The organism is Marinobacter sp. es.042, from assembly GCF_900188315.1.
In the GTDB taxonomy this organism is placed as follows: Bacteria; Pseudomonadota; Gammaproteobacteria; order Pseudomonadales; family Oleiphilaceae; genus Marinobacter.
This window is the reverse complement of record NZ_LT897781.1, coordinates 2,500,877-2,524,405: the sequence shown is the minus strand read 5'-3', so window position 1 is coordinate 2,524,405 and position 23,529 is coordinate 2,500,877. Positions and strand designations below refer to the sequence as shown.

Here is a 23,529-nt window from a genome sequence, read left to right as displayed (position 1 = left end):
AAGGTAAGGAATCAGAGCAATGCGTCATCGTAAGAGTGGTCGTAAGTTCAGCAGGACCAGTGCGCATCGCAAGGCCATGTTCCGTAACATGACTGCGTCACTGGTTGAACACGAGCTGATCAAAACAACGCTGCCGAAAGCCAAAGAGCTTCGTCGGGTAGCTGAGCCTTTGATCACGCTTTCCAAGAATGATTCGGTCGCGAATCGTCGTCTGGCGTTCTCACGCCTGCGTGACGATGCAGCGGTTGCCAAGCTGTTTGACGAGCTTGGTCCCCGCTACAACGAGCGTCCGGGTGGATACCTTCGTATCCTGAAGTGTGGCTTCCGTGCCGGCGACAATGCCCCGATGGCATTTGTCGAGTTGGTTGGTCGCCCGCTGGATATCGAAGCGGAAGAGGTGGACGAAGACGAGGATTAATTTCTTCGGCTTTGGTCAACCAAAAAAAACCGGGTTCCGCGAGGTTCCCGGTTTTTTTGTGCCTCGTTTGTAGATAACTCGTAGCCTGGAAGTATGGGGGCTGGCAAGGGGGTGGAGGTTTATTTTCTTTGGAAAAATAACTCGCTGCGCTCAGACATCTTTTTCCGGCAGAAAATAAACCTCCACCCCCTCGCCGACAGAGCTATTCCTTGCCCGCCAATGACTTCGCCAACATTGGCTTCAGATAGCGGCCTGTGTGAGAAGCGGGGCTCTCGGCGACCTCCTCCGGCGTTCCCTCGGCAATGATCTGGCCGCCGCCAGAGCCGCCTTCGGGGCCCAGGTCGACAATCCAGTCGGCGGTCTTGATCACGTCCAGGTTGTGCTCGATCACCACGATGGTGTTGCCGTGGTCACGTAGGCGCTCCAGTACATTTAGCAGTTGCTGGATGTCGTAGAAGTGCAGGCCGGTTGTGGGCTCGTCTAGAATGTAGAGGGTTTTGCCGGTATCCCGTTTCGACAATTCTTTGGCGAGCTTTACCCGCTGGGCTTCGCCGCCCGAGAGTGTTACTGCGCTTTGCCCCAGACGGATATAGGAGAGGCCCACATCCATCAGGGTCTGTAGTTTGCGGGCCAGGAAAGGCACGGCATCGAAGAACTCGCGCCCTTCCTCAACGGTCATTTCCAGTACTTCGTTGATGTTCTTGCCCTTGTAGCGGACTTCCAGGGTTTCCCGGTTGTATCGCTTGCCCTTGCAGACGTCGCAGGGCACGTAGACATCCGGCAGGAAATGCATCTCTACCTTGATTACGCCGTCGCCCTGGCAGGCCTCGCATCGTCCACCTTTGACGTTGAAAGAGAATCGGCCAGGTTTGTAACCCCGGGAACGTGCCTCCTGTGTTCCGGCAAAGAGTTCACGGATTGGAGTGAACAGGCCGGTGTAGGTGGCCGGATTCGAGCGCGGGGTTCGGCCGATGGGGCTCTGGTCAATGTCGATGACCTTGTCCAGGTGGTCTAGTCCTTTGAGGGACTGGTAGGGGGCATGGTTGAGGCTGGTGGCCTTATTGAGTTTGGCGGCCGCTATCGGATAAAGGGTGCGGTTGATCAGGGTTGACTTACCGGAGCCGGACACGCCGGTGATACAAGTCATGATTCCCAGAGGGAGGTTCAAGGTTACGTCTTTCAGGTTGTTGCCAGTGGCGCCGGCCAGTGTTACCGACTTCCCGCTGCCCTTGTTGCGCTGTTGGGGTATGGCTATTTCCCGGGTGCCGTTGAGGTATTGCCCGGTAAGTGAATCGGGATTGTCGATGATCTGTTGCGGTGTGCCCTGGCCAATAATGTGGCCGCCATGGACGCCGGCGCCCGGCCCGATATCGATCACATGATCCGCGGCCCGGATAGCATCCTCGTCGTGCTCGACAACAATCACGGTGTTGCCCAGATCCCGCAGGTGGGTGAGTGTGGCCAGCAGCCGGTCGTTATCCCGCTGGTGAAGTCCGATGGAGGGCTCGTCCAGGATGTACATAACGCCCACCAGCCCGGCGCCGATCTGGCTTGCCAGGCGAATGCGCTGAGCCTCGCCGCCGGATAGGGTGTCGGCGCTGCGCTCCAGGGTGAGGTATTCAAGTCCCACGTTTACCAGGAATTGAAGCCTCTGGCGCACTTCCTTCAGGATTTTCTCGGCAATTTCGCCTTTACGACCCGGCAGAGCCAGGGTTTCGAAGTAATCATGGGCCTCGCCAACCGGCAGGTGGGTTACGTCAGAAATATTGTGTTCTTCAATAAAAACATGGCGGGCGCTACGGCGCAGTCGTGAGCCGCCGCATTCTTTGCACGGCTGGGTACTCAGATTGCGGGCGAGCTCCTCCCGCATGCTCTGTGAATCGGTCTCGCGGTAGCGCCGTTCGAGGTTCGGCAGAATGCCCTCGAATGGATGTGCCTTCTCCATGATATGGCCACGGGAATTCACATAGCGGAACGGGATATCCTCATCGCCCGAGCCGAACAGCAGCACGTTGCGAAAATCCTCGGGGAGATCCGTCCACGGCGTTTCCAGATCGATGCCGTAGTAATCTGCCACGCTGCCCAGCATCTGGAAATAATAGACGGCCCGGCGATCCCAGCCCTTGATGGCGCCGGATGCCAAAGTGGCTTCCGGGTGCTGGACAATTTTTTCGGGATCAAAGAACTGTTTAACACCCAGTCCGTCGCAGGTAGGGCAGGCACCGGCCGGGTTGTTAAAGGAAAACAGTTTCGGCTCGAGCTCGCTCAGGGCATAGCCGCACTGGGTGCAGGCATAACGGGCCGAGAAGGTCTGTTCTTCGCCTTCACCACTCATGGGCGCCACAAGGGCAATCCCGTCCGCCAGGTCCAGGGCGGTTTCGAAACTCTCGGCAAGCCGTTGCTCCAGGCCTGGCTTGACCTTGAACCGATCGACGACCACGTCAATCTGATGCTTGCGTTTCTTGTCCAGGGCCGGCACATCGTCGATGTCATAAACCGTGCCGTCCACGCGCAGGCGGATAAAGCCCTGGCTGCGCATGGTTTCGATAACCTGCAGATGTTCGCCTTTCCGATCCCGGATTACCGGTGCCAGGATCATCAGTTTGCTGTCCTCTGGCATGGCCACCACCTGGTCCACCATCTGGCTGATGGTCTGCGCTTCCAGGGGTTGGCCGTGGTCGGGGCACCGGGGCTCCCCGGCGCGGGCGAAGAGCAGGCGCAGGTAATCGTAGATTTCCGTGATGGTGCCAACGGTGGAGCGAGGGTTGTGGGAAGTGGACTTCTGCTCAATGGATATCGCTGGCGACAGCCCTTCGATATGGTCCACATCCGGCTTCTCCATCATCGAGAGAAACTGGCGGGCATAGGTAGACAGCGACTCCACATAACGTCGTTGCCCTTCAGCATAGAGCGTATCGAACGCAAGGGACGATTTACCGGAACCGGAGAGGCCGGTAATCACGATCAGTTTGTCCCTTGGCATATCCAGGTCGATGTTCTTCAGGTTGTGGGTTCGTGCCCCTTTGATCTGGATATGGTCCATAACACCTCGCTCGGATAAAAACGAAAATTATACCGCGTTGGGCCCGCTGCGGCGAAAATGATACCGGGGCCAGCATCAAGCGGGTTGTCCCCCGTCAGCGCCCCTTCTGTTACAATGCGCCGCCTGCGATGGGTATCTGCCCTCAATCTGACCGCTTTCAACCCCGGCTGAGGTACGTAATTGCCATGAATGCGCTGGAAAAACGCTCCGTATTCGCCTTGGCGTCTGTTTACGCCATGCGCATGCTCGGACTGTTCATGGTGCTGCCGGTATTCATGTTGCTGGGCGAAGATCTCAAGGATGCAACGCCCGCACTGCTGGGTTTCGCTATAGGCGCATATGGGCTCAGTCAGGCCCTGTTGCAGATTCCTTTCGGCATGCTGTCTGATCGGGTTGGCCGAAAGCGCATGATCTATATCGGGCTGGTACTTTTCGCCGCAGGCAGTTTGCTGGCCGGAGCCACGGACTCCATATACGTTGTAATTGCCGGTCGGATTCTTCAGGGCGCCGGTGCGATCGCCAGTGTGCTGATGGCGCTGCTCAGTGACCTGACTCGCGAGGAAGAGCGGACCAAGGCCATGGCAACGGTAGGGATCACCATCGGCCTGTCGTTTTCGGTATCGCTGGTTCTTGGGCCCCTTCTAGGAGCCTGGTGGGGGCTGTCCGGGATCTTCTACGCCACGGCAGCACTGGCCGTGGTGGCGCTGGTGATCGTCAACCGCGTGGTTCCGACGCCCCATCAGCACAAGACCAGCCCCGACACGCATCCTGCCCGGGAGATGCTGGGGCGCGTGCTTTCAGACGGTCGTCTTCTCCGGTTGGATTTCGGTATCTTCGCACTGCATCTGGTTCTGACCGCCTTGTTTCTGGTGTTTCCCTCCATGCTTCAGGAGCAGTTTGGCCTTGCCAGCAGTTCACACTGGTGGTTTTACCTGAGCGTGATGGTCACCTCTTTCTTCGCCATGGTCCCGTTCATCATCATTGGCGAGAAAAAACGCAGGATGAAACCGGTGCTTTGCGGGGCGATTGCCTTGCTGACATTGGCTACTGCCGGGTTTACCGGTGTTTCCAGCAGCCTTGTTGCGGCATGGGCTGTGCTGTTTTTCTTCTTCATGGCCTTCAACCTGCTTGAGGCCAGCCTGCCGTCATTGATCAGCAAGGAGGCGCCGGCTGCGAGCAAAGGCACGGCAATGGGGGTCTACTCCACCTCCCAGTTCATGGGCGCGTTTCTGGGGGGCGCATTTGGCGGCTACCTCCTGGAGGTGGCCGGGCTGCAGGGCGTGCTCTGGTTCATGGTGGTGGTGCTGGGCCTCTGGCTGATGATAGCGCTCACCATGCCCGCGCCCGGCCACACCACAAGTTTCGTGGTACAGTTGCAGCAGGTAATGAACGACCAGTACGACGACATCGATGACAATCTCCGCCGCCTTCCGGGTGTTCGGGATGTGGTGATTGTGGAAGACGCTGCCACCGCCTATCTTAAGGTGGATCGTCAGCAATTTGATGAAGCGTTACTTGCGGACTTTTCCTTTGTCCGGCAGGCTAACCATTCTTGAAATCCGGAGGCTCGCACGGAACGCGGGCGTCCCTGAAAACAGAGTCAGGAGCAGAACATGGCACGAGGCGTAAACAAGGTAATCCTAATCGGTAATCTGGGGCAGGACCCGGATACCCGCTACACCCCCAACGGTAATGCCGTAGTAAACCTGAACCTTGCAACAGACGAAAGCTACAAGGATCGTCAGACCGGTCAGCTGGTGCCAAAAACCGAATGGCACCGGGTTGTCATGTTCGGCAAGATCGCCGAAGTTGCGGGACAGTACCTGCGTAAGGGCTCGAAGGTTTATATTGAGGGTAAGCTTCAGACCCGCAAATGGCAAAACAAGGAAGGGCAGGATGTCTATACCACCGAGGTTGTGGTGGATATCAATGGCCAGATGCAGATGCTGGACAGCCGTGGCGGCGAAGGCGGAATGAGCCAGGGCGCGCCGGCAGGACGGCCTCAGCAGTCCGGCTACAACGCGCCAGCTGGACAGCAGAACAATCCGCCACCGCAATCCGGTGGCTACAGTAACCAGCCTTCGCAGGGCAGTATGCCCGAACCGGTTGACGATTTTGATGATGACATTCCGTTCTGACACTCCCATTAAGACAAACGGGATTTGAGCATTCGAACTCTTTAAAGCCTCCGCATTGCGGGGGCTTTATTGTTACTGACTTGCAAAAACGGTGTGAAATCAGCCAAAAAAACGTGGAGTTACGTTCACTTTCTCATCTATCATTTGACCCATTGTAAAATTAGCCTGTTTTTTAGGCAGCATACTAACGACTTGAGGCTGGCGAGAGGCCTTCGGGTCCTTCTACAACGGACTCCATGACAAAGACATCAATTCTTAGAAAGCTGACCGGCCTGTTCACGCACTCGGGAGCACGCCTGCGGGTATGCCTTGAGATTCGTCCTGACGGCATTGCCTGGGCAGAATCCGCCGGATCCGAAGCAGGGCGATCGGGCTTCAGCGATTGTCTGCCTGCCAAGCGTCTGGCAACCCTCGCCGCGTTGGTGGAAAGTCAGGGTTGGTCGGGCGCTGCGACGACACTTGTGCTGCCTCTGGATCAGTATCAGGTATTCCAGATGGATCGCCCGGAAGGCATCGAGGAATCGGAGCTGGGCGATGCCCTCAAGTGGAAGTTGAAGGATTTTCTGGATTTCAGTCCGTCCGAAGCCGTTTCCGATGTGTTTCCCTTTCCCCGGGACGCATCCCGTGGGCGAGGTGAGTTGGTTAACGTGGTCGCGGCAAGGAAAGTTCTGGTCTCGGAACTGATTCGGCTGGTTCAGGAGGCGGACCTGGAGCTTGAACGCATTGATATCGCCGAGCTGGCATTGCGAAACCTGGTGTGCCGACTGGATGAGAATCGACGCGGAGCAGCACTGGTGCATCTGAAAGACAATTACGGCCAGATGGTGATCTGCAGAGACAATACTCTGTATCTGTCGCGCAAACTGGATGTGACCTCCGAAGACCTGCGTGATGCGGCCCGCCAGGAATCGGCCGTTCAGTCGTTGGCTCTGGAAATGCAGCGTTCCCTCGACTACTACGAAAGCCAGCTCGGCCAGGTGCCGCCGGCGATGATCCGTCTTGTCGCCCGCGACAGCGTCCTGCCACTTGCCTCCATGCTGTCCTCCTATGTGGCCGCTGGTATCGAAACCCTCGACTGGAACGCCCTGGGCCTTCAGGCCGATCTGGACAGTCGTTGCCTGCCTGCTTGGAGCGCATGCTTGCAAATGCCGGAGGACGGGCGCCCATGATCCAGCAGGTCAATCTGTATACAGACGAGCTTCGCCCGCGTAAGGAAAGACTCCAGGCGGGGATGGCGGTTGGTGTTCTGCTAGTGGGGTTGCTGCTGGTGGTGTTCGTGGCCGGTTTCCTGACTTACGAGAACTCCGTGATGGCCAACAAGGCCTCGCGTCTGGACCAGCAGAATCAGCAGCTTGAGCAGGCCGTGGCGGAGCTTTCAGCGGCAGTTCAAGCTCGCCAGCCGGATGCGGAAGTGGAGGACGCTCTGAACCGTGTAACTCAGACCCTTGCCCGTCGCCAGCGTTTGCTGGAGCGGGTGGAGAGTCTTGTGCTTTCGGAAGGCCGCAATTTTTCGCCGCAATTGTCAGCTCTGGCCCGGCAGATCCCGAAAGACGTCTGGCTAACCGACGTTATTCTCGAGTCGGGCTCGGACAAAGTCACCATTGAGGGGCGCACCCGTGATGGCGCTCTGGTGCCCCGATACCTTGAAAATCTGGGCGACGAGGCGGCCTTTGCCGGAAAAACTTTTGGTGTGTTCCGGTTGTCACGGTCGGACGAGGGCCGCTGGATCGATTTTCATATGTCCAGTGAACGCGACGGGGAGGCCAACTGATGACGGATGCGTCCAACACCTCCCTGGCACGAGCGGCGCAGTGGTATAACCTGCGCCCGATTCGTGAGCGGGCCCTGATTCTGCTCACGGCGCTGGTGCTTGTCCTGGTTGTCGTCTGGGAGCTTGCGGTTACGCCATTGCAGCAACGGCACCAGAGCCTGGAGAATCGCCTCCAGATGCTGTCCTCCAGTCGGGATGACCTGCTGGCGCAGCAACAGACGCTTAATGCACAGCTAGCGACCGATCCCTCCCGGGAACTGCGCAATCAGCTAAACGCCCGGCAACAGAGACTGGAACGGCTCGATCAGCAGATCGCGGATACCACGGGGCAACTGATCGCGCCCACAGCGATGGTGGCACTGCTCAGGAATATTCTGGCAGCCCAGGAGTCGCTGGAGTTGCAGGCACTCGAGCTACAGACTCCAACCCCGGTTTTCGCACCGGATGCACCGGAGCAGTCGTCTCAGGAGCCGCAGTCGGCGCCTGAGCCACTGCTGTATGCCCACGATGTCGAGCTCCGGATCAAGGGGAGCTATCTCGATGTACTGAAGTACCTGCAGCGGCTGGAGGCGATGGATGAGCGCCTCGGCTGGATCAGGCTGGAATACAGCGCGGGAGACTGGCCCTCGGGTGAGGCCGTCATCAGGGTGCAAACGCTGAGCCTGGACCAGGCCTGGCTGGGGGTATGATATGAGCAGACGCCTGAATAAGACAGCAAGTCGGTGGTTTGGCATGGCGCTCGGCTCTGTGCTTTTTTGTGCGGGCCCTGCCCATGCACTGCAGGATCCGACCCGGCCGCCCGGTCCGCAGGCCGCAGTTGTCAAGCCGGCGCCAGAGCGGCCACTGGCTCTGGATTCCATTCTTTTCAGCAAGGACAGGCGTGTCGCCGTAATCGAAGGTGAGGCCCTCAGGGAAGGCCAGGGTTTTGACAACGTGCGGGTTATCCGGATCTACGCCAATCGGGTTCTGGTAACGGATAACGGCCGTGAACGGGTGTTGTACCTGGAGAGACTTCCGCAGGTTCGGGGAACTCAATGACAGACAATCGGATACTCATGACAACCATTAAAATCACAGGTGCACTGGCGTTGAGCCTGGTGTTGACGGCGTGCAGTAACAACCCATTGATGCGCTCGGCAACGGCTACCTCAACCGATGCTGCGGACGCTATTGACCAAAGTCTTGAAGAGGCCACGCAACCAGAACCGGCGGCGCCAACATCCACCGAGCCTTCAGCGAAATTACCTGCGGACGTAAGCGCAGCATTGCTGCCGCCACTGTCCGGCGGCGCGGATCTGGACGAACGTTTTGACGTCAATGCCCGGGGCGTGCCTGCCGCAAGCTTTTTCGAATCGCTGGTCGAGGGGACACGCTACAACGTGGTGGTTCATCCCGATGTCACAACCAGTGTCGATCTGCGACTCGGTGATGTCACCGTGCCGGAGGTGATGGATATTGCCGGAGACCTGTATGGTCTGGATATCCGTCGCAATGGCCGGCTGTTCCGGGTTCAGGCGGATCAGGTCCAGACGCGGATGTTCCCGATTGATTACCTGCACTTCAAACGCAAGGGCGGCTCCGAGACCCGCGTAAGTTCCGGGCAGGTGACGGGTGCGCGCAGTGGTAGTTCCGGGAGTTCTAATAGTAATGGCGACAGCACAGGTTCCGGCGACACCCGCAACCTGGTGGGAACGACCATTTCCACGGAAACGGCGTCGGATTTCTGGAAGGATATTCAAAGTGCCCTGAGCATGATTGTCGGTGGCGGTGATGGCCAACAGGTGATCGTCAATCCGGGTGCCGGTCTGGTAATGGTCCGGGCCGGTTCCGAGGATTTGCGCATGGTTGAGGAGTATCTGCGCCGCACTGAGCTGATTATGCAGCGTCAGGTGATCCTGGAAGCCAAGATTCTGGAGATCGCGCTTAACGAGGGCTACCAGCAGGGCATTAACTGGTCGGATATTCAGAGCGCGTCCAGCATTACCGCCTCGGATGGTTTACCGGAGGATTTCACCGCGCAGGCCTTGGCGGGCCAGGTCATTCAGACATCCGATATCGGGGGCCTGTTTTCTGCCAGCGTGCGCGCCGGCGATTTTACCGGCCTGATCGAGCTGCTCGGGAAGCAGGGCAATGTGCAGATTCTCTCCAGTCCCCGGATTTCAACGGTGAATAACCAGAAGGCGGTCATCAAAGTCGGTACCGACGAGTTTTTTGTCACCGATATTGATTTTGATGACAACAACTCCGCCGTTACAGCCACAGATTCAACATCAACCTCCGTGGAGTTGACCCCGTTCTTCTCGGGCATTTCGCTGGATGTCACTCCCCAGATTTCTGAAAGCGGCGTGATCACCCTGCACGTACACCCCTCCGTCAGTGAGGTGACCGATCAGGAAAAGGTGATCACCATTGGCGAGCGTGACGTCACGCTGCCCTTGGCCAGCAGCACCGTTCGTGAAACCGACAGCGTGATCCGCGCCGAGAGTGGCCAGATTGTTGTGATCGGTGGTCTGATCCAGAACTCCAGTGAGGACAACAATTCCGCGGTTCCCTTCTTCAGCGAGATCCCGCTGGTGGGCGAATTGTTCAAGCAGCGGAGATTCCAGTCGCGCAAGAGTGAGTTGGTCATTCTTCTGCGACCGGTTGTCGCCGGAACGCCGGAGATGAACGCGGACGTGTCCGCCAGCCGGGAGCGCATGAATGTGCTGCGCGAGTTGCTGCAGTCATCTGAATCCGTCACACCGGAACCGGAGAAAGCCGTTCGATAGCATGTACGAATCCCACTTCGGACTGCAGGAAGCACCGTTCGCATTGACGCCGAATACCCGCTATTTTCTGCGGGCGCCCAGCCATGGCGATGCGCTGGAACTGTTGTTGGTGGCTCTGAAAGAGCGAGAAGGCTTCATCAAGATCTCCGGAGAAGTGGGCACAGGTAAAACCCTGTTGTGCCGGCTCTTGCTCAACGAGCTCGAGCAGGTTGCGCACACCGCCTACATCCCGAACCCACAACTTACTCCGGATACCCTGTACGAAGCCGTGGCCGAGGAGTTGGGGGTGGATATGTCTGGCTGCGCCAATGCGCACCAGGTTCTCAAGGCCATCAACGAAAAGTTGATCGCTCATGCCATGGAGCAGAAGCCGGTCGTGTTGGTGATTGACGAGGCCCAGGCCATGCCGGAGGAAACCATCGAGGCGTTGCGTCTGTTAACGAACCTGGAAACCGAGAGTGTCCGGCTGCTTCAGGTGGTTCTGTTTGGCCAGCCGGAACTTGATGTACTGCTAAAAAAGCAGAGCCTGCGCCAACTGAATCAACGCATCACCTTTCACTACTGCCTGGCGCCACTGGACCGGAACTCGGTTGCCCAGTATCTGCGTCATCGCCTGGCGCAGGCCGGCTATAACGGCGCTGATCTTTTTGCGCCGGGTGCGCTTCGTCTGATTACCCGGGCTTCCGGTGGTATTCCGAGGCTGGTTAATATTCTTGCCCACAAGTCCATGTTGGCGGCCTGGGGCCGGGGCGACCGCCTCATTGAGCGGGGCCATGCCATGCAGGCCATTCGCGACACGGAAAGCGTGCGGGTGCCGGGTCTGATCGGGAGGTGGTTATGAGCCTCCTGAACGATGCCCTGCGTGCTGCAGAACAACGTCAGAACCGACCGGAGGTGGCTGCGGCCTATGCCGGGCAGTCGCAATCGCGGGGCCGCCCGCGTTCCGTATTCTGGGCGGTCATATTGCTCTTCGCCGCGGGCTTGGTTGGCGCGTCTGTCTTCTGGTTCATGACTCGGACCGGCAGTGAAGAGATGCCTGTCGAGGTGAGCGCCTCGCCAGCGCCGAAAACCATCATGGCACCGCCAATTGATAAGGATGCCGGAACCGAAAAGAGTTCAGTTGATTCTCAGTCTGTGGCTGGTGGGCCAGATACCATCGAGCCAGCTGTGTCCGGGATCGAGAATGAGCCGGTCAGCCAGCTGCCACCATCTCCTGAGCCCCCTGCCGTGGTACAGCCTGAACCCACAGCCAGGGAAGCAGCCGAGACGGTCGTGTCAGAGCCAACGCCCGAAACGGTTAGACGTCAGACTTCCGAGCCTGAAGGCGCTGTCAGTGAGCCCATGGTGGCAGAGAGCAAACCTGCCCAGGAGACAGAGGCACCAACGCCGTCGGTGAAGCAGGTCCGTGAGACGCCCGAAGCTATCGATCGCCGGGTTAGCCGCGAACTGGCGTCTTTACTCAGAAGCGGGGATACCCTGGAAGCCGAGCAAAAATTGCAGGAACTGGCCGCGACTCAGGCGGCGATTGCCAGCCGGGGAGTATTCGCGCGTCAGATGTTGGTTCAGGAAATGCCGGACAGGGCACTGGCATGGCTTCCGGAATCGGTGACGAACGGTGATGCCGGTCTGCGACTTCTCAGGGCCCGGGCGCTCCACGCCAAGGGCAAGCTGCCTGACGCAATCGCTACCCTAGAAAGCAGTGTGCCTGCTGTCCGCCAGAGCGTGGAATATCGGGTAACCCTGGCAACCTTGCTACAGCAGGCAGGCCGCAATAACGAGGCGGCCCGACACTGGTCGGCCCTGATTGCCGAGGACGACAGCCGCGCGGCCTGGTGGGTGGGCCTTGCGATTGCCCTGGAGACGGGCGGGGAGATCAATAGTGCGGTTCGGGCCTACAGCCAGGCCGCCCAGTTACCCGGGCTTTCGCCTTCCCTGGCGGATTATGTTCGTGAACGACTGAAATCTTTGCAGGCGGGATGATGACGACAGAGCCAAAAAAGAAAGTCCGGTTAGGCGACCTGCTGGTTCAGAATGACGTTATCACTGAGCAGCAGCTGATGACGGCCCTGCGCGAGCAGAAAAGCACCGGTCGCAAGCTTGGCAAGACGCTGACGGATCTTGGCTATGTGGACGAAGACAGCCTGCTCAATATCCTGTCCCGTCAGCTCGATGTACCTTTTGTTCAGCTTCGTCACTACCAGTTCAACAATGAGCTGGTAAAAAAGCTCCCGGAAGCCATGGCCCGTCGGTTCCGCAGTATCGTGCTGGCTGAGCATGGTGGCGAATTGCTCGTGGGCATGGCGGACCCTCTGGATATCTTTGCCTACGATGAGCTGGTCCGCATTCTGAAGCAGCCCATCAAACAGGCCGTGGTGCGGGAAAGCGAGCTACTAAACACCCTGGACCTGGTGTACCGGCGTACCGATGAGATTGCGTCGCTGGCGGAAGAGCTGGAAGACGAACTGGGCGACGATGCCTTCGACCTGGCGGATCTCTCCGCCGAATCCGAAAGCGCTGAAGCGCCGGTGGTCAAACTGCTGCAAACGCTGTTCGAGGATGCTGTTCAGGCGCGCAGTTCTGACATCCACATCGAGCCGGACGAGACTGTGGTCCGCATCCGGCAGCGGGTGGATGGTGTGCTGCAGGAACAGGTGATGAAGGAAAAGCGGGTTAATGCCGCCCTGGTATTGCGCCTGAAGCTGATGGCAGGCCTGAACATCTCCGAGAAGCGGATGCCCCAGGACGGGCGTTTTAACGTCCGGGTGAAGGGCCGCAGTATCGACGTGCGGGTCTCCACCATGCCCGTTCAGTACGGCGAATCTGTGGTGATGCGTTTGCTGGACCAGAGCCAGGGCATGTTGAACCTCGACGGAACGGGGATGCCAGCCCAGTTGCTGGAACGGTTCCGCCGGATGATCAAAAAACCCCACGGGATGATCCTGGTAACCGGTCCCACCGGTAGCGGTAAAACGACGACGCTCTATGGCGCTTTGACCGAGCTCAACCGCCCGGAAGTGAAAATCATCACTGCCGAGGATCCGGTGGAATACCGTCTTCCCCGGATTACCCAGGTACAGGTGAACCCGAAAATCGGCCTGGAATTCGCCAATGTTCTCCGGGCCGCCTTGCGTCAGGATCCCGACGTGATCCTGGTGGGCGAGATGCGGGATCGCGAGACCGTGGAAATCGGCCTGCGGGCAGCCATGACTGGCCATCTGGTGCTCTCCACCCTGCACACCAACGACTCCATCAGCAGCGCCATGCGGCTGATCGATATGGGCGCGGAACCCTTTCTGGTGGCCAGCTCCCTGCTTGGTGTTGTCGCCCAGCGCTTGGTGCGGCGGGTCTGTGAAAACTGTGCCGAGGCCTACAGGCCCACGGAACAGGAACTGGTCTGGCTGCGCAGCTTCGATCTGGATCCCCTGGATCTGGAGGCAGGTTTCGTTCATGGCCGTGGCTGCTACCAGTGCAGCAATACCGGCTACAAGGGCCGGGTCGGCGTTTACGAGATGCTGGAAATGAACGAGGCGATGCTGGATGCCCTTCGGCGCCAGGATGTCTCCGAATTCACCAAAGCGGCCCGCCTGAGCCCCCTGTACCGGCCGCTGGGGCAGTGCGCCATGGACTTTGCACTGCAGGGCAAGACGACACTGGAAGAGGTGGCGCGGGTGGCCGCCACATCCGAGGGCGAGTTCTCGCCTGAGGATGACATTCCCCTGCCGGATGAACCGATCGGGGGAGACGCCTGATGCAGTTCAGCTACCGGGGCAAGGATGATCGTGGCGGTGTCCAGCAGGGTTTTCTGGGCGCTCCGAATGCCGATGCCGCTGCCACCGAACTGATGCGCCGGGGTATTACTCCGCTCGCTATCCGGGAGGTGCAGGAAACGGAATCGGTCATTGATCGATTGAACAGCCTGCCGATCTTCCGGAAAAAGGTCACCCTTGATGAATTGATTGTGTTCTGCCGCCAGATGCATGCGCTGACCAAGGCTGGCATCCCCCTGATCCGAACCATGCGTGGCCTGGCAGAGACCACGCGTTCGCCGGTGTTGGCGGAAGTGCTTGAGGATGTGACCACACGTCTTGAAGGCGGCACCACAATGGCGACGGCCATGCAGGCGCATCCCAAAGTCTTCTCGGAGCTGTTCATTGCCATGATCCACGTAGGCGAGAACACCGGGATGCTGGACGACGCTTTCCGGCGCCTGTCAGAGATTCTAGAGCTGGAGCGGGATACCAAGCGGCGCCTGAAGCAGGCCATGCGTTATCCGATGTTCGTCATCATTGCGCTGTTATCGGCGCTGATGGTCGTGAACTTTCTGGTTATCCCGAAATTCGCGTCGGTGTTCAACAAGCTGGGGGCGGACTTGCCGTTCCTTACCCAGGTATTGGTTGGCACCTCCAATTTTCTCCTGGCCTACTGGTACGTGATGCTGTTTGCGGTTGCCGCTGGCGGACTGCTGCTGCGTCAGTGGAAACAAACCGAACAGGGACGGCTGACCTGGGATCGTTACAAACTCAAGCTGCCGATTATCGGACCGCTGCTGGAACTGATCACGCTCAGCCGGTTTTCGAGGAACTTTGCCACCATGCTGTCCGCGGGTATGCCCGTGACAACCGCGTTAACCGTGGTGGCAGACACAACCGATAATGCGTGGATCTCGAGCCACATCAAGGAGATGCGGGCCGGCATCGAACGAGGCGAAAGCCTGCTCCGAACCGCCCGGCACAGTGAAATGTTCACGCCGCTGATTCTTCAGATGATTGCTGTGGGTGAGGAAACCGGTTCTGTGGACGACATGCTGAACAACGTGGCGGATTTTTACGATGAGGATGTCGACTACGGCCTCAAGCGGCTGGCGGAGTCGATTGAGCCAATATTGATTGTGGCCATGGGCATTCTGGTTTTGATTCTGGCACTGGGTGTGTTTCTCCCGATCTGGGACCTGGGGGCCGCCGCCATGGGGCGGGGCTGAGTGCCAGCGGCAAAACGGGCGGAGGCCAGCGGGTACGCGCTTTCCCGCAAGTTTCGTCTGGCAGTCGTGGTCATCGTGCTGGGCGTTCTGTGGTGGTTTCTGCTCGGCGTGCTGGAACGGGAAGCACGAAACGCCGAGGAACGGGCCGCCAATATGGTGATCAGCCAGCTCAGATCGGCGCTGGTCATCAAGGGTGCAGAAGTGATGCTGAGCCGCGGTGGGCGGCTTGCGGAGCACCGGGGCATCAACCCGTTTGAGCTGGTGGAACATCAGTGGGGCAATTACAAAGGGCAGTGCCAGGCCGAACAACTGGCACCGGCCACCTGGTGCTTCCGGGCCAGAGAACAAAAAGAAACAGAAAACGGGCCCAAAGGCTGGTTAATTTATAAATCAGGGCAGCCAATAACCATAGATGGTCGGCACGCCAATGAAGAACAGCCTCTGGCCTGGGCAGTGACAACGGAGTTTGCAGACCGCAACGGGAATGGTGCGCGGGAGCAGGAAGAACGACTGACGGGGTTAAAACTGGCCCCGGTGTCGTTGACAGAAGAAGCAGCGCAAACGCAGGATGCGCAACGCTGACCAGACGGATGAATGAAACCGTAAAGAGGTCGACGCTATGAAGCGTGATTATAAAACGAACAGGCAAAAGGGCTTCACCCTGATCGAGTTGGTGGTTGTCATCGCCATCCTGGCAATTCTTGCCGCCTTCGCACTACCAAGATTTGCCCAGCTGTCCGAGCAGGCGCATCAGTCCAGTATTCGGGCGACGGCAGGGGCTCTGGCGGCGGGTGTTGCTCTGACAAAGACCCAGTGGGTGTCGAACGGCCTGACAACGGCAACCGCCAACGTCCAGGGCTTTGGGAACGACAACGTCGACGTCAGCGACGAAGGCTGGCCGACAGCAACCAATGACGTTACCAGTGCAGACATGACTGAAGCACGCTGCCAACAGGTCTGGGCTGGGGTCTTGCAGTCCAATGCACCGAGCATCGCTGGCACCGACCCGGATTACGCAGTAACGATCCAGGGCGATGCTGACGGCGATCCGGGCAGTGACTGTGTGTTTACCTACCAGTTGGACGGGCAGGGCAGCACAATTGTTTACGATGCCGACACCGGCGAAATAACCACAACCATTAATTGATAAACCTCGAAGCCAACTGGCAATAAAAACGGAGTAATACCATGAAAGCGATGACAGCCATTGCGGCAAGAAAAGAAAAAGGTTTCACCCTGATCGAACTGGTGATGGTGATTGTAATTCTGGGGATTCTGGCGGCGTTTGCTTTGCCAAGGTTTGCGGATTTGGGGGGGCAGGCAGAAACAGCTTCCATCGAGGGCGCCAGAGGGAGTGTGAAGTCGGCTCTTGGCATTGTTCGATCCACGGCCCTTGCTACTAACGCAACGGGTGCAACCGGCTCGGTATCCCTTGAGGGAGCGACGGTGGCTACGATCAACGGCTATCTTGCCGGAAGCTCGCTTGAGGATGCGGCTCAGTTGGAGGATTTTGATATCGTGGGCACTGCTTCACCTTACATCGTCACAATTGACCCTGCTGCCGCGGACCAGCCATGTTTCACATTTACTGACTCAAGTGCGGCCAATACACCGCCTGTCGTTTCGACCGTAGCTACCATGGGTGATGCGTCAACTTGCGGTGGAACTGCGGCTGGGTCCTGATACTGAACGATGAAGGTAGATCGAATCAGCGAATCGTGATCCGACAATCGCGCGCGAGCGTTGCTGAAGTTAAATGAAGCTCCGCTGACCCGATCTGCACATCGGGGACTTTGGAGGGGGTATGAGAACAAATAGCGCCCCGAGCGAATCGGGCTTCACCTTGGTTGAGCTGGTGATGGTTATCATCCTGATCGGAGTGCTCTCTGCTCTGGGCATTGACCTGTTCGCCAGCCGCTCGGCCTTCTCCCCCCTGCTGGCCACTCAGCAACTTGCCTCCGCCACGCTGCTTGCCCAACAGGCAGGGTTGGCGGGGAATCCCGCCAATACCCTGACCATCGAGCAGGGTGGGGATAGTTTCCGGTTCATTGTGGGAGCAGGTTCCGGCAATGCCCGCACTTTCGAAATAGCCCGGGAGGGCACCAGCCTGTCAGCTCCGGGTGGGTTGCCATTGACTCTGACCTTTGACAACAAAGGGGCGCCTTCAGCCGGTACCAACTTGCAATTTACCTTTTCAGGTGACAGTACCTTCCAGACCTGCCTCAGCTCTCTGGGTGCAGTATATGCCGGGAGTTGCCAGTCATGAGGTCTACCCAAACTGGCGCAACCCTGGTGGAGCTGGTGATCACGATCGTGATTATCAGTGTGGCCATTGCCGGCGTTGTCGGTGCGTTTTCGCTGATCGCAGGTCGAAGTGCGGATCCGTTGAATCAGACCCGTGCTGTAAAGCTTGCTCAGCTCTACATGGATGAGATTCTTACCCAGAAATACGATGATCAGACGCCCCAGGGCGGGTTCCCCAAGTTTTCGGGGCCCTGTTCCATTGGCCCAGACGGTGAAGGACGAACGACGTTTGACGATGTCGATGACTACGACGGTCTTAACGGGGCACCGTCGACAGCCTCCGGATCCGCGTTGACCGGCTATTCCGGTTTCGCCATTTCGATCGCTGTTACCTGCGCCGGAACGGAAGTTGGCTTGCCCGCGGAAGAAGCCAAACGGATTGATCTCGATATTACCGCCCCCGGTAACCAGACCTTTTCATTCACCGCATACCGGGCCAATTTCTGATGCATCGGTATCGCGGTTTTACCCTCGTTGAACTTGTCATTGTGATCGTCTTGCTGGCCATTGTTGCCACCATCTCGGTCCGCTTTGTCAGTCTGTCCACGCAGGGCGCACTGGATGTCAGCTCCCGGCAACAGCGTTCCCTGGCGGGGGTGGTGATCAGCGAGCAGATCAGTCGCGAGGTTCGGGAGGCACTGCCAACATCAATCAGAACCAATGCGAGTGGCAGCTGCCTTGAGTGGATGCCGATCCTGGCCGCCTCCAACTATCTCGATCTTCCCCGGGGTGCAAATCCGGATTCATTTCAGGCTGTGCCACTGCCAGGCGGCGCATCCGCCTTTGGACGAGTGGTGGTGTATGGCTATGGCTCAGACGTTTACAGCCCGGGCAGTCCCGGTCCGATCTCGCCACCGGCGACGATGCCCTCCGGTGCTTCGCCAGTGACCGTTACCTTCGATTCAGGGGCAACACACCGTTTTTCGGCGCAGTCGCCGGAGCGCCGATTTTATATTGTGGGCGAGCCGGTTTCTGTGTGTCAGGTAGGGGTGTATCTGTATCGGTACCGGAACTACGGCATCAACACCTCACCCGCATCGGGCCTGCCGTCGAGCTATCCGGATCGGGAAGTCATGGCCACGACACTGGCCAACAACTCGCTGAATTTCCAGGTAACACCGCCAAGCCTGCAGCGAGGCGCGGTGGTTTCGTTCGGCTTTGCGCTGGCGGATCCGGATTCCGGTGAGACTACCGATATCAGCCAGGAGGTTCAGATTCGCAATGTACCCTGAACCTCGTAATCTGGTTAATCAGGGCGGCGCAGGTCTGCCCGTTGCGTTATTCATTATCACCGTCCTGGCTCTCCTGGTGATTGGCATGGCTCAACTGCAGCAGGCCAGCGGTGACTCTGTCAGCCTGCAGATTCAGTCCCAGAGGGCGTTCTATGCAGCTGAGAGTGGCGCGCAGGTGGCCGTGAGGGATGTGCTTGAGGCGGGTAATTGCAGCGCTTTGACAACGCCTTTGTCCTTCTCCGCATCAGCGCTCAACGGTTGCAGCGCTGCGCTGACCTGTGAATCCGTTACAGAAAACATCAGTGGCCCCGGTGGCAACACGGTTTTTTCGATTGCCAGTACGGGGCAGTGTGGCAGCGGACCTGATCGGGCTGTCCGGAAAATTGAGGTGCGTGTCAGATGAAGTGGACCAGAACCAACCGCCCGATATCCGGTTTGCTATCTGTACTGGTTTTAATGGCCTGGGCCGGATTTTCTGAGGCCGCATGGTTTGATCCTGACTGGAATTACCGCAAGGCGATCCAGATCCAGGCCAGCCAGGTGGTGGGTGATCAGTCAGATTTCACCGTTATGTTCAGGGCAATAGACTCAGATCTGGCCAGCTCCGCACAAGCAGACGGCGATGACATTGTTTTCGCCCTTGAGGATGGAACCCAGCTTGACCATGAGCTGGAGCGCTATGATGGAAATACCGGTGAGCTGGTGGCGTGGATCCGGATTCCAACCCTGCCAGCATCCGCCAATTCCAGTCTCTACCTTTATTACGGCAATCCATCGGCTGGAAACCAGGAGAGTTCGGCTGGCACCTGGGACAACGACTTTCAGATGGTTCACCACCTGGAAGAGTCAGGTGGCCGGCAAACCACGTTAGAGGACTCGACCGCCAACCTGAATAATGGAGATCTGCTAGGGCAGGGCAACAACTACCCGACGTATCTCAACAATGGCATTGTCGCCGGTGCAAGAGCGCATCCGGGGCAGTTCGCTAACGGGCAATCTGAAGATCCGGCGGTACGATTTTTCGATTTCGGTGACCCGGGGCTGTCAACGAGCTTCACTGCCGAAGCCTGGGCAAGGGTATCCGGCAACCAGTCAGGAAGCGATCATCACCCGATTCTCTGGAAAGGCAATGTTATTGGCTGGGGCGCCAACTACTTTTTTCGAATTGCCGTCAGGCAGAACAACGGCATCACCTGGGGGGTAACCTGCGGCAACACGGAGGCATGGTTCGATGGCGGCAGTGCCAGTACCGGATGGGCCCACTACGCCATCAGTTTCGACGGCACCACTACTCGCGCTTACATTAACGGGCAACAGGTTGCATCCGATAATGACTGTGCAGGTAGAACGCTCAACATAACCTCACAGCCCTTCAGATCTGGCTATGGCATCGTGCAGGGCAATGGTGAAACCATCTTGAATGGTGACGTTGATGAAGTTCGAATCTCTTCCGGTGCCCGCTCTGGCGGCTGGCTGAGAACCCACTACAACAACCTCTCCGATCCCGGGGCCTTCTTCGTAATCGGTAATGAGGAAACCGGCGGGTTCTGCAGCACATTGACTGCCCTGTTCTGCGACGATTTCGAACGCAATTCGCTTGGGCCGGATTGGTCTGTTGTGACAGCACCTGGCGGCGATGCCGGTATCAGTTCGCAAACCAACAAGAGCCCCACGCGTTCTCTTTATACCTCAAGCGGCTTCGCCGGGGTCACACTTGCGCCTCGCGATCTTTCAGGGCTGACATCGGGCACCGTCGCCTATTGGTGGAGGCGAGGCGATGATGCGTTCAGTGAAGACCCTGATGGCGGGGAAGACCTTCGAGTCGAGTACCTTGATGATGCAGGCAACTGGGATCTGATTGATCGATACCCCGGCAACGGGACCGACGGTGAATCCGGCGACGTCGTCTTTACACTGCCGCCCGATGCATTTCACGGTGATTTCCGGATACGGTTCGTTCAGGAATCGGGCAATAGTGGCAACTTCGATTTCTGGCACATCGATGATGTTGTCATTGACGGCAACTCCTCTCCACTGACTTGCGCAGGCGACACCTTTGGTGCTGCCACCCTGTCACCCGATGACTGGATCACCAATGTTTCAAGCGGCAGCTTTACACCTGGTATTGTAAACGGCCGCCTCCGCATGACAGAGGCCTCCGGGAACCAGGCGACAGCGGCAACGTTCCAGAACCTGATTCCGGGAGCGGACAACTATGTGCGACTTGAGTTCGACTATTTTGCGTATGGCGGCAATGGTGCTGATGGCCTGACGGTTGTTCTTTCGGATGCCTCGGTTACCCCTCAGCCTGGCAGCTTCGGGGGCTCCCTTGGATACGCACAGCGCAACAACGGCGATCCCGGTTTCGCGGGCGGTTGGCTCGGGATTGGTCTGGACGAATTCGGCAACTTTTCCAGGGCTACTGAAGGGCGCGTTGGCGGTACCGGATTTGTTCGGGACGCCGTCGCCATACGTGGTGCCGCCCAGAGCAACTACCAATACCTCGGGGGGACAAGCTCACTGAACCCGGGGATCGACCAGCCTGGAAACAATCCGACGCCCCACCGCTACCGAATTATTGTGGACTCAAGAGGGGGGATCGGTCCGATTGTCTCCGTCGAAAGGGATGTTTCCGGAACAGGCAACAACTTCCAACAGCTTGTTCAACTGGACCTGAGCAGTTTTCCGAATCAACCGCCGACCCCTCAGAATTTCTATCTCTCGTTGACTGGCTCAACGGGTGGTTCGACCAACATCCATGAGCTCGACAATTTGCAGCTTTGCGCAGAAAAGCTGAATCCGGTTGGGAAGTTGGTTGATCACTTCGAGTTTGTGCATGATGGCACAGCACTGACCTGTCAGCCGGAAACAGTAACGGTCAGGGCCTGTGAAAATGCCGATTGCAGCGTGCTTTTCACGGATCAGGTGGATGTGACATTAAGCCCTTCGGGGTGGGTTGGTGGTGACAGTTTTGCATTCAGTGGCGGCCAGGCTACCCGCCAACTGCAGATCACGACGGCGGGAACGGCGAGCCTCGCCATTGCATCCTCAAATCCTTCAACGAAGGCCTTTACCCAGACGCTCTGTGATAATGGAGGCGGCAGCGTTTCCGCCGCCGCTTGCGATCTACCTTTCCTTGATGCGGGTCTGGCCTTCGATATACCAGACCTGATTTCTCACCAGCCAGCGACCTCAATCCAGATAAGCGCCGTGCGCCGGGATAACCAGACTGGCGCCTGCGTTCCGGCTTTTGAGAATGTGCAGCGGGAGGTGAATTTCTGGTCGACCTATGTTGATCCGGGACCGACCGGTCGCCCCGAGAGTCGTCCGGTGTTCGTTGACAATACGGCTGTTGGCTCCGGCCAGTCCAACGCCACGCCGATCAGCCTTCAGTTCGGTGCTGGCGGTATTGCAGAGGTGGATGTTCTCTACCCCGATGCGGGCCTGATAAATCTCGACGCCCTCTATCTCGGTTCAGCAGCAACCAACGATGACGGTTTGCAAATTCCGGGAGCAGACAGTTTTGTCAGTGTTCCAGCCGGCTTCTGCGTGACATCGGCGGGTGATTGTTCGGCCGGAGACTCGACCTGTCCTGCATTCAGGAAAGCCGGACAGTCATTTGGTCTCTCGATTACCGCTGTAGGCTGGGAGCAGAGTGGTGATGGCGACCTGTGCCAGGGTAATCCGGTCACGCCGAACTTCCGATTACTCGATATCCCGTTGTCCACTACTCTGGTTCAACCGGCTGGCGGGGCATCCGGCTCCGTTTCGCCGGTCAGCTATTCCCACACAAGGTCTTCATCGGCGGAAGAAGTTGTTGGAGCAGAGGTCTCGGAGGTCGGTGTTTTCCGTTTTGAGGCTTCTCCTGTACCAGGGAGCTATCTGGGGCGAGATGTTTCCAGTGGGAGTAGTCTGCCGATCGGACGCTTTTATCCTGATCGTTTTCAGGTATCCGTCGACCCCGGCGAGTTTGAAGCGCAGTGCTCGACAGGCTCTCCTTTTGCGTACACCGGAGAAGCCTTTGACTGGCTGGTTACGCCGTCGTTGACCATTGAGCCGCTCTCTGTGCAGGGAACTCGCACCCTGAACTACACATTCGCTGGCTTTCAGAAGCTTGTGGCATCTGATATCAACCGCTTGTATCCAAGCTCCGACACTGCAGCCGTCGACAGAGCTGGCGCTTTTATGGCGCTCTCTCCAACCGAGTTTGGCGGCAGCCTCACAGCTCCGGTGTCTTCTCTTGGCTCTGGATTGATGCGTTACGATTTCTCTCCGTCTGACAGCTTCGCGTATAACAAAACCTCCGATGCCCAGATTGCGCCATTCGTTCCCAAGCTTGAATTTTCTGTGACCAGTCTGGTTGACTCTGATGGTGTGGCGGCCGCCGCTGCTCCCTACCCATTCACACCGGCGGCCGCGTTCGATATCCGGTTTGGCCGGTTCTCTCTGGAAAATGTCTACGGTCCTGAAAACATTGGATCGCTCCCAATGCCGTTCAGACTTGAATACTGGGACGGATCCCGTTTCATGACCCACATGGATGATAGCTGCACAACCTGGAATACGGCTGATTTGACCAATTCGGCAAACCATAATTCGCCCAGTGCCGGCGCGCCTCCGAGTGACACCTTCTCAATGGGCGAGGCTCCGCCGCTGGAACTCGTGCCGAACGGAACCCGTGGAACCGATTCGTTGGTCTGGAATGTCGACGCCTGGTTGGAGTTTGATTGGAATGATGATGGCACTCTCGAAGATCCGGTTGGGCTGGCAACCTTCGGCGTCTATCGGGGCCACGACAGAGTGATCTACTGGCAGGAACGATAAAAAAGGGCAGGACCTGAGTCCTGCCCCAAAACATCAACGAACCCCGGCGGCTC

At 58.0% G+C, this 23,529-nt stretch carries 21 protein-coding genes; 20 read left to right on the top strand and 1 reads right to left on the bottom strand.

From position 1 onward, the window contains the following. The first annotated feature begins 19 nt into the window (after positions 1-19). Positions 20-418, top strand: a complete 399-nt coding sequence (rplQ, locus tag CFB02_RS11800) for a 50S ribosomal protein L17 (RefSeq protein ID WP_008174913.1) — start codon at positions 20-22, stop codon at positions 416-418. A 202-nt stretch (positions 419-620) separates the two neighbouring features. Here the strand turns inward: rplQ and uvrA are convergent, their stop codons facing one another. Continuing rightward, the gene (uvrA, locus tag CFB02_RS11795) at positions 621-3,461 is read right to left on the bottom strand and encodes an excinuclease ABC subunit UvrA (protein ID WP_088558158.1); all 2,841 of its coding nucleotides are present in this window, start codon (positions 3,459-3,461) and stop codon (positions 621-623) included. A 185-nt stretch (positions 3,462-3,646) separates the two neighbouring features. Between uvrA and CFB02_RS11790 the strand changes: the two genes are divergently transcribed. From CFB02_RS11790 to CFB02_RS11700, 19 genes are all read left to right on the top strand, one after another. Continuing rightward, positions 3,647-5,017: an MFS transporter gene (locus tag CFB02_RS11790; protein ID WP_088558157.1), complete on the top strand. Its 1,371-nt coding sequence runs from the start codon at positions 3,647-3,649 to the stop codon at positions 5,015-5,017. Positions 5,018-5,074: 57 nt separating this feature from the next. Continuing rightward, positions 5,075-5,599, top strand: a complete 525-nt coding sequence (ssb, locus tag CFB02_RS11785; RefSeq protein WP_008174919.1) for a single-stranded DNA-binding protein — start codon at positions 5,075-5,077, stop codon at positions 5,597-5,599. Positions 5,600-5,835: 236 nt separating this feature from the next. Beyond that, complete coding sequence (locus CFB02_RS11780) at positions 5,836-6,768, top strand: hypothetical protein (RefSeq protein ID WP_227519198.1); 933 nt, start codon at positions 5,836-5,838, stop codon at positions 6,766-6,768. Continuing rightward, positions 6,765-7,370 carry a PilN domain-containing protein gene (locus CFB02_RS11775; protein WP_227519197.1) on the top strand — a complete coding sequence of 202 codons (606 nt, stop codon included), beginning with the start codon at positions 6,765-6,767 and terminating at the stop codon, positions 7,368-7,370. Before CFB02_RS11780 ends, CFB02_RS11775 begins: the two co-directional genes overlap by 4 nt. After that, positions 7,370-8,059 (top strand): type II secretion system protein GspM, encoded by a 690-nt coding sequence (gene gspM / locus CFB02_RS11770; protein ID WP_088558156.1) that lies wholly within the window; start codon positions 7,370-7,372, stop codon positions 8,057-8,059. The genes CFB02_RS11775 and gspM overlap by 1 nt, the downstream gene beginning before the upstream one ends. Position 8,060: 1 nt before the next feature. Further along, positions 8,061-8,408 carry a hypothetical protein gene (locus CFB02_RS11765; RefSeq protein WP_088558155.1) on the top strand — a complete coding sequence of 116 codons (348 nt, stop codon included), beginning with the start codon at positions 8,061-8,063 and terminating at the stop codon, positions 8,406-8,408. A gap of 17 nt (positions 8,409-8,425) precedes the next feature. Next, the gene (gene mshL, locus CFB02_RS11760) at positions 8,426-10,138 is read left to right on the top strand and encodes a pilus (MSHA type) biogenesis protein MshL (RefSeq protein ID WP_088559232.1); all 1,713 of its coding nucleotides are present in this window, start codon (positions 8,426-8,428) and stop codon (positions 10,136-10,138) included. Position 10,139: 1 nt separating this feature from the next. Then, the gene (locus CFB02_RS11755; RefSeq protein ID WP_088558154.1) at positions 10,140-10,979 is read left to right on the top strand and encodes an ExeA family protein; all 840 of its coding nucleotides are present in this window, start codon (positions 10,140-10,142) and stop codon (positions 10,977-10,979) included. Continuing rightward, positions 10,976-12,118, top strand: coding sequence for an MSHA biogenesis protein MshN (locus CFB02_RS11750; protein ID WP_088558153.1), 1,143 nt, complete (start codon positions 10,976-10,978; stop codon positions 12,116-12,118). Before CFB02_RS11755 ends, CFB02_RS11750 begins: the two co-directional genes overlap by 4 nt. Beyond that, complete coding sequence (locus CFB02_RS11745; RefSeq protein ID WP_088558152.1) at positions 12,118-13,887, top strand: GspE/PulE family protein; 1,770 nt, start codon at positions 12,118-12,120, stop codon at positions 13,885-13,887. Before CFB02_RS11750 ends, CFB02_RS11745 begins: the two co-directional genes overlap by 1 nt. Further along, positions 13,887-15,116, top strand: a complete 1,230-nt coding sequence (locus CFB02_RS11740) for a type II secretion system F family protein (protein ID WP_088558151.1) — start codon at positions 13,887-13,889, stop codon at positions 15,114-15,116. Before CFB02_RS11745 ends, CFB02_RS11740 begins: the two co-directional genes overlap by 1 nt. Beyond that, positions 15,117-15,698: a hypothetical protein gene (locus CFB02_RS11735; RefSeq protein WP_088558150.1), complete on the top strand. Its 582-nt coding sequence runs from the start codon at positions 15,117-15,119 to the stop codon at positions 15,696-15,698. A 37-nt stretch (positions 15,699-15,735) separates the two neighbouring features. Further along, a complete protein-coding gene (locus CFB02_RS18460) occupies positions 15,736-16,263 on the top strand; it encodes a prepilin-type N-terminal cleavage/methylation domain-containing protein (protein WP_088558149.1) in 528 nt (175 codons plus the stop codon). Positions 16,264-16,304: 41 nt separating this feature from the next. Continuing rightward, positions 16,305-16,799 carry a type II secretion system protein gene (locus CFB02_RS18455; protein ID WP_088558148.1) on the top strand — a complete coding sequence of 165 codons (495 nt, stop codon included), beginning with the start codon at positions 16,305-16,307 and terminating at the stop codon, positions 16,797-16,799. 121 nt (positions 16,800-16,920) lie between these two features. Continuing rightward, a complete protein-coding gene (locus CFB02_RS11720; RefSeq protein ID WP_088558147.1) occupies positions 16,921-17,382 on the top strand; it encodes a type II secretion system protein in 462 nt (153 codons plus the stop codon). Continuing rightward, entirely contained in the window at positions 17,379-17,867 is a 489-nt protein-coding gene (locus CFB02_RS11715) for a prepilin-type N-terminal cleavage/methylation domain-containing protein (RefSeq protein ID WP_157677812.1), read from the top strand. Before CFB02_RS11720 ends, CFB02_RS11715 begins: the two co-directional genes overlap by 4 nt. Next, positions 17,867-18,652 (top strand): type II secretion system protein J, encoded by a 786-nt coding sequence (locus CFB02_RS11710; protein WP_088558146.1) that lies wholly within the window; start codon positions 17,867-17,869, stop codon positions 18,650-18,652. The genes CFB02_RS11715 and CFB02_RS11710 overlap by 1 nt, the downstream gene beginning before the upstream one ends. Next, positions 18,642-19,055, top strand: a complete 414-nt coding sequence (locus tag CFB02_RS11705) for a hypothetical protein (RefSeq protein WP_088558145.1) — start codon at positions 18,642-18,644, stop codon at positions 19,053-19,055. The genes CFB02_RS11710 and CFB02_RS11705 overlap by 11 nt, the downstream gene beginning before the upstream one ends. Beyond that, entirely contained in the window at positions 19,052-23,476 is a 4,425-nt protein-coding gene (locus CFB02_RS11700) for a DUF2341 domain-containing protein (RefSeq protein WP_088558144.1), read from the top strand. The genes CFB02_RS11705 and CFB02_RS11700 overlap by 4 nt, the downstream gene beginning before the upstream one ends. Positions 23,477-23,529 lie beyond the last annotated feature (53 nt).

Excerpts from the sequence above, each read along its gene's own strand:
- rplQ (WP_008174913.1), top strand. The coding sequence starts at position 20 with ATGCGTCATCGTAAGAGTGGTCGTAAGTTCAGCAGGACCAGTGCGCAT.
- uvrA (WP_088558158.1), bottom strand. The coding sequence starts at position 3,461 with ATGGACCATATCCAGATCAAAGGGGCACGAACCCACAACCTGAAGAAC.
- CFB02_RS11790 (WP_088558157.1), top strand. The coding sequence starts at position 3,647 with ATGAATGCGCTGGAAAAACGCTCCGTATTCGCCTTGGCGTCTGTTTAC.
- ssb (WP_008174919.1), top strand. The coding sequence starts at position 5,075 with ATGGCACGAGGCGTAAACAAGGTAATCCTAATCGGTAATCTGGGGCAG.
- CFB02_RS11780 (WP_227519198.1), top strand. The coding sequence starts at position 5,836 with ATGACAAAGACATCAATTCTTAGAAAGCTGACCGGCCTGTTCACGCAC.
- CFB02_RS11775 (WP_227519197.1), top strand. The coding sequence starts at position 6,765 with ATGATCCAGCAGGTCAATCTGTATACAGACGAGCTTCGCCCGCGTAAG.
- gspM (WP_088558156.1), top strand. The coding sequence starts at position 7,370 with ATGACGGATGCGTCCAACACCTCCCTGGCACGAGCGGCGCAGTGGTAT.
- CFB02_RS11765 (WP_088558155.1), top strand. The coding sequence starts at position 8,061 with ATGAGCAGACGCCTGAATAAGACAGCAAGTCGGTGGTTTGGCATGGCG.
- mshL (WP_088559232.1), top strand. The coding sequence starts at position 8,426 with ATGACAACCATTAAAATCACAGGTGCACTGGCGTTGAGCCTGGTGTTG.
- CFB02_RS11755 (WP_088558154.1), top strand. The coding sequence starts at position 10,140 with ATGTACGAATCCCACTTCGGACTGCAGGAAGCACCGTTCGCATTGACG.
- CFB02_RS11750 (WP_088558153.1), top strand. The coding sequence starts at position 10,976 with ATGAGCCTCCTGAACGATGCCCTGCGTGCTGCAGAACAACGTCAGAAC.
- CFB02_RS11745 (WP_088558152.1), top strand. The coding sequence starts at position 12,118 with ATGACGACAGAGCCAAAAAAGAAAGTCCGGTTAGGCGACCTGCTGGTT.
- CFB02_RS11740 (WP_088558151.1), top strand. The coding sequence starts at position 13,887 with ATGCAGTTCAGCTACCGGGGCAAGGATGATCGTGGCGGTGTCCAGCAG.
- CFB02_RS18460 (WP_088558149.1), top strand. The coding sequence starts at position 15,736 with ATGAAGCGTGATTATAAAACGAACAGGCAAAAGGGCTTCACCCTGATC.
- CFB02_RS18455 (WP_088558148.1), top strand. The coding sequence starts at position 16,305 with ATGAAAGCGATGACAGCCATTGCGGCAAGAAAAGAAAAAGGTTTCACC.
- CFB02_RS11720 (WP_088558147.1), top strand. The coding sequence starts at position 16,921 with ATGAGAACAAATAGCGCCCCGAGCGAATCGGGCTTCACCTTGGTTGAG.
- CFB02_RS11715 (WP_157677812.1), top strand. The coding sequence starts at position 17,379 with ATGAGGTCTACCCAAACTGGCGCAACCCTGGTGGAGCTGGTGATCACG.
- CFB02_RS11710 (WP_088558146.1), top strand. The coding sequence starts at position 17,867 with ATGCATCGGTATCGCGGTTTTACCCTCGTTGAACTTGTCATTGTGATC.
- CFB02_RS11705 (WP_088558145.1), top strand. The coding sequence starts at position 18,642 with ATGTACCCTGAACCTCGTAATCTGGTTAATCAGGGCGGCGCAGGTCTG.
- CFB02_RS11700 (WP_088558144.1), top strand. The coding sequence starts at position 19,052 with ATGAAGTGGACCAGAACCAACCGCCCGATATCCGGTTTGCTATCTGTA.